3 protein-coding genes are annotated in these 3,995 nt (G+C 59.4%); 1 reads left to right on the plus strand and 2 read right to left on the minus strand.

What is annotated here, in order from left to right:
• Nucleotides 1-338 precede the first annotated feature (338 nt).
• Both ABX749_RS24740 and ABX749_RS24745 read right to left on the minus strand, forming a co-directional pair.
• On the minus strand, nt 339-1,889 hold the full coding sequence (locus ABX749_RS24740; RefSeq protein ID WP_372898343.1) for a hypothetical protein: 1,551 nt from the start codon (nt 1,887-1,889) through the stop codon (nt 339-341).
• Nucleotides 1,890-2,187: 298 nt separating this feature from the next.
• Nucleotides 2,188-3,102, minus strand: a complete 915-nt coding sequence (locus tag ABX749_RS24745; protein ID WP_372898344.1) for a hypothetical protein — start codon at nt 3,100-3,102, stop codon at nt 2,188-2,190.
• 221 nt (nt 3,103-3,323) lie between these two features.
• Between ABX749_RS24745 and ABX749_RS24750 the strand changes: the two genes are divergently transcribed.
• Complete coding sequence (locus ABX749_RS24750) at nt 3,324-3,830, plus strand: hypothetical protein (protein ID WP_372898345.1); 507 nt, start codon at nt 3,324-3,326, stop codon at nt 3,828-3,830.
• Nucleotides 3,831-3,995 lie beyond the last annotated feature (165 nt).

Here is a 3,995-nt window from a genome sequence, read left to right on the forward strand (position 1 = left end):
GCAGCGACCGGGAATCGCCTGAAGGCTAGACACCAACCTGCGCTGGTGTGCAGGCTTTAGCCGCTCATTTCGCTGCTCCGCAGCGACCGGGAATCGCCTGAAGGCTAGACACCAACCTGCGCTGGTGTGCAGGCTTCAGCCGCTCGGTTCGCTGCGTAGCAGCGACAGGGAATCGCCTGAAGGCTAGACACCAACGTGCGCTGGTGTGCAGGCTTTAGCCGCCCATTTCGCTGCTCCGCAGCGAACGGGAATCGCCTGAAGGCTTGACACCAACGTGCGCTGCATCCCTTGTGACGTGAGCCTGTGATGTTCGTACCTAACCCCGTTCGGACAACGCACTAGGCGTCGACATTCATCAGTTCGCAGGCTTCCTCGTACCCCGGTGCGGGCGTCCCGTATTCGCTGGCCGAAACCCTGGCCAACCCGACCAAATGACGCCACCGCATCGACGGTCGCGTTTTGGCAAACTCTTCGGTCACCGTGCGGTAGTACTTTTCCGCATGCAACGCTCCGTCTTGGCTGGTCGCAAAGGAGAGCAGCACATCGAACAGCGGCCGCGGAGAACCACCAAGTTCTCCATACCGCTGTGCGGCAGCGGCGGCGAGCGATTGATCGCGACCACGGACCGCACCTTCGGTTATCTTTAATAGCTCCGATTGATCGTCGATCGCTTCCACGGCGTCTTGTTTCAACGGCCACCGTTCCGGGCGGACATGCGGGCTCTGACCTGCGGTGTGATAAGCGCCGACGATCAAACTGGCCATCGTGTTGCGTTGATTACTGACCGCGGCAATGTTGCGCCACGCGTTGGCGGCATCGGACGCGTGGACGCCGACCGATGCGCCGTGGACGGACCCTTTGACCTTGTCACCGTCTTGATCCCGTGACCGTCCCGGGTCGTGCAGCAACAGCAAATTGGCAGCGATCGACATCGCTTCTCCGATCTGGTCCGGCTCGTAGCCTTCGGCCAACACTTGGGCGGCCGCGTCCGCCGCTTGGCTGCGATTGCTCCGGAAAAACGTCCACGCCAATTCCTCGATCCATTGGTCGTCTCCTCGCCGCGTGCCGACGGGCTTGCCGATCAACTTGTACTGATCGAGCAGCTTGGGCAGCAGCACCCATAGTTCAGGATCCGGTCGTCCCTTTTCGAGACGATTCTTGGAATCCTGCAAACAGAAATGGACCGACTGTCGCAACAGCGTGCTGGCATGTTGCTGGCCGATCAGATCGATCGCCAGCCAGGCTCGCCACGCCAGCACCACGCGGTGGACGTTCGCGTCATCTTGAATGGGAAACTGCACCTTGTTGAAGATCCGCTGAGCCGGTTGGTCCGCCATCGACGCCATGATCCGCTCCGCCTGCTCCACATCCGCCGTGCGCGTCGCCGCTTGCAATGCGTGCCCGGTCGGTCGAGCCCCCTCATGTTTTAACGAATCGAGACGCTTGAGCACTTCACGGCTCGATCCGCCGAATTGTTGGATCCGATCGGTATTTCGGTAGAGGACCTTGAGGATCGGAAGCGCCCGTCGTTCACTCGGCAGCTCCGTCGACATCTCCAGGGCAGGTGAAAGCGCCATGAAGGTATGGAATCCGACATAGTCATGGCCTCCAAACGTACGTGCATTTGCCAGAGCCCCGGCGGCGATCAACGTCTGCAACTCAGTGCCCCCGTCGATGCGATCGAGCAAGACACGCTGCAATCGATTCAACGGTGTCTCCTGCATCAGCGCGACCAACGGCTCCATGTCGCCAAACGTCAGACGGCCGTCGTGATCCTCCGCACAAGCCGACGAGATTCCCAAATCCCCGGCGAGAGAGGCTCCCAGGCTGCCCACCAACATCCCGCTTCCAACCTTGGCCAAAAATCGGCGGCGATCGTCAAACTGCATCGTTCTTCTCCGGAAAGAGTCTGAAACCTGTCACGCAGCAGAAGCTTTCGCGGGCAATTGAGACCGCGAGTCGCATTCAACCTAACACACGCCGCAGTCGGAAGCGAATTCCGCATCGCCAGCGTGCCGCCCCCGACACCGTTCAGTGAAGCGTCATTTCCTCAGGGGAGGGCCCGTAGGCTCGCGCCAAACGGCTGATCTTCGTTTGATATCAGCCGGTTCGCGCCAGCGTCCGGGCCCCATCAGTGATGTTCACTTAGCGGTATTGGACTCGCGCCAGACGGCTGAGATTCGTTTGTTATCGCCCGACGGAGTCACGCTCGAACGGGCCGATGGACGTGTAGGTTTCTCGACCGTTCTTGACTTTGCTCCACGGCCAGATCTCGGTGCGCCAAACTTCCTGGTCCTGATAGCTGGCGACAAACGACACACTGTTCATTCGCACCAACGCGAATTGCCACTGTGCTTGAGCCCCGTTCCGCTTAGCCTCGACCATCAAAAACACCTCCGGATCGGTGCCTTGGACAAAGACAAAGAGCATGCCATCGATGACATCGGACGCGTCATCGCCATAGCGGAAGACCGGCTGAGCGAGCAGACGCAGCCGCCGCGAAACACCATCCCGGTCCGTCTTTTCAATTTGAAAGTCCCTGGAAATGGCCCGCGCGTGACGCAGTCGGACCGCCGGAGAATCGGCAACCGAAGGCGACTGGGCAACCGGATGCCATTGCACCCCTGGGGCCGATGTCGTCCAAACGCGCACACCACCACGTGAAGCAACCAGCGGTTCGCTCGAAACGGAATGGAATTCGTGAGAACCGTGTGTCATCGGCGAATACCACTGAAAGAGCGAGCCGATGACTTGTGGACGCCCCTGATCGGTCCACAGATAAACGTTGCCGTACACTTCTCCGGCAACCGGATTGGACCACTTTAAGATCGATGCCGGATGCAGTCGAAGGGTCCGCGGCGGTGACCCGGCGACTTGAAAGTCATACTGGCGAGCGGCGTCCGTGGTGATCCGAAGGGCATCGGCGACACGAGCCTCGGTCCCCGTCGCATCAAGTGTCGCATCGTCTGCTTCCGCAGGCCCCATCACGCAAACGGCCAACACCAGCACCAACCAGCCGGCCCCGACGCATCGAGGCCCGACGACGCATCGAGGCCCGACGAGCCCGCCCGCCACAAGCCACGGCGACGTTGTTTGATTCATCACGAAACTCCGGCAGATGGGGACGGTCCTGATTCAAATCTCGATGAGATTCGTGTTCAGCCTACCCGCTGCGCGCCGGCCATTCAAGACACTTTGTCTATCCGGTTGCATCATGCTTTTTTCTGGCCCAAGATGTCATCCCGCCGGCCGGCCCGCTAAAACGGACCTTCCTACCGTTCGTTCCAGTAGCGGTATCCGCGCAAAAACCACCGGAAGAACCGATGAAATTTCGATTACGCACGTTGCTCATCCTGGTCACGGTTTGTGGCCTTGCGGTCGCCTGGAGCTTGCTGATCGCAAACCAAAAGGAAAAACGCCGACTTCATCGAACGTCCTTCGAGGAACTTGACGATCAGGTCGCAGCGTTGGACAGCGAACTCAGTCGGCGTCTGATGCAAATCCCCAGCGTGATGGATCAACTCCAGGCCGCCAATCCCATCGATCCGCCGATGGCCATGGGGCACTCAATCTCCGGAAAATCGCAGCGACTCGGCCGATACCAATTCAAACGTCTCTTTCACTACCACTGGCAGCGTGCCGATGGAACGCGAGCCGAGGGGCTGAAGCTCGCCGTGGGTTCGGTCATCGGCGACGACCCATCCGAAAAGCATCTCGTCAAGCTGACTTATGTCCCCAACCAGATCAACAACGAAATCGCGTCGTGGATCGCTTTGGTTTTGAAAAAGAACCAGCGCGTTGAAATCCAGCACGTCACCGATGGCGATTGACCGGAGCAGGAAAAAGCTCGCAAATTGCCACGACTCGTGCTCTGGCCACATTCAATCTTGACGAAGCGTTCCAGCAATTTTAGCGGGCTATCTATCGAAAAGTTTACCCACCGATAGCAGCGCGAACCCACGGATGACAGGGTGCAAAAATCCGTGGGTTCGCGC

The sequence above is a fragment of the Stieleria sp. genome, assembly GCF_041595215.1.
In the GTDB taxonomy this organism is placed as follows: Bacteria; Planctomycetota; Planctomycetia; order Pirellulales; family Pirellulaceae; genus Stieleria; species Stieleria magnilauensis.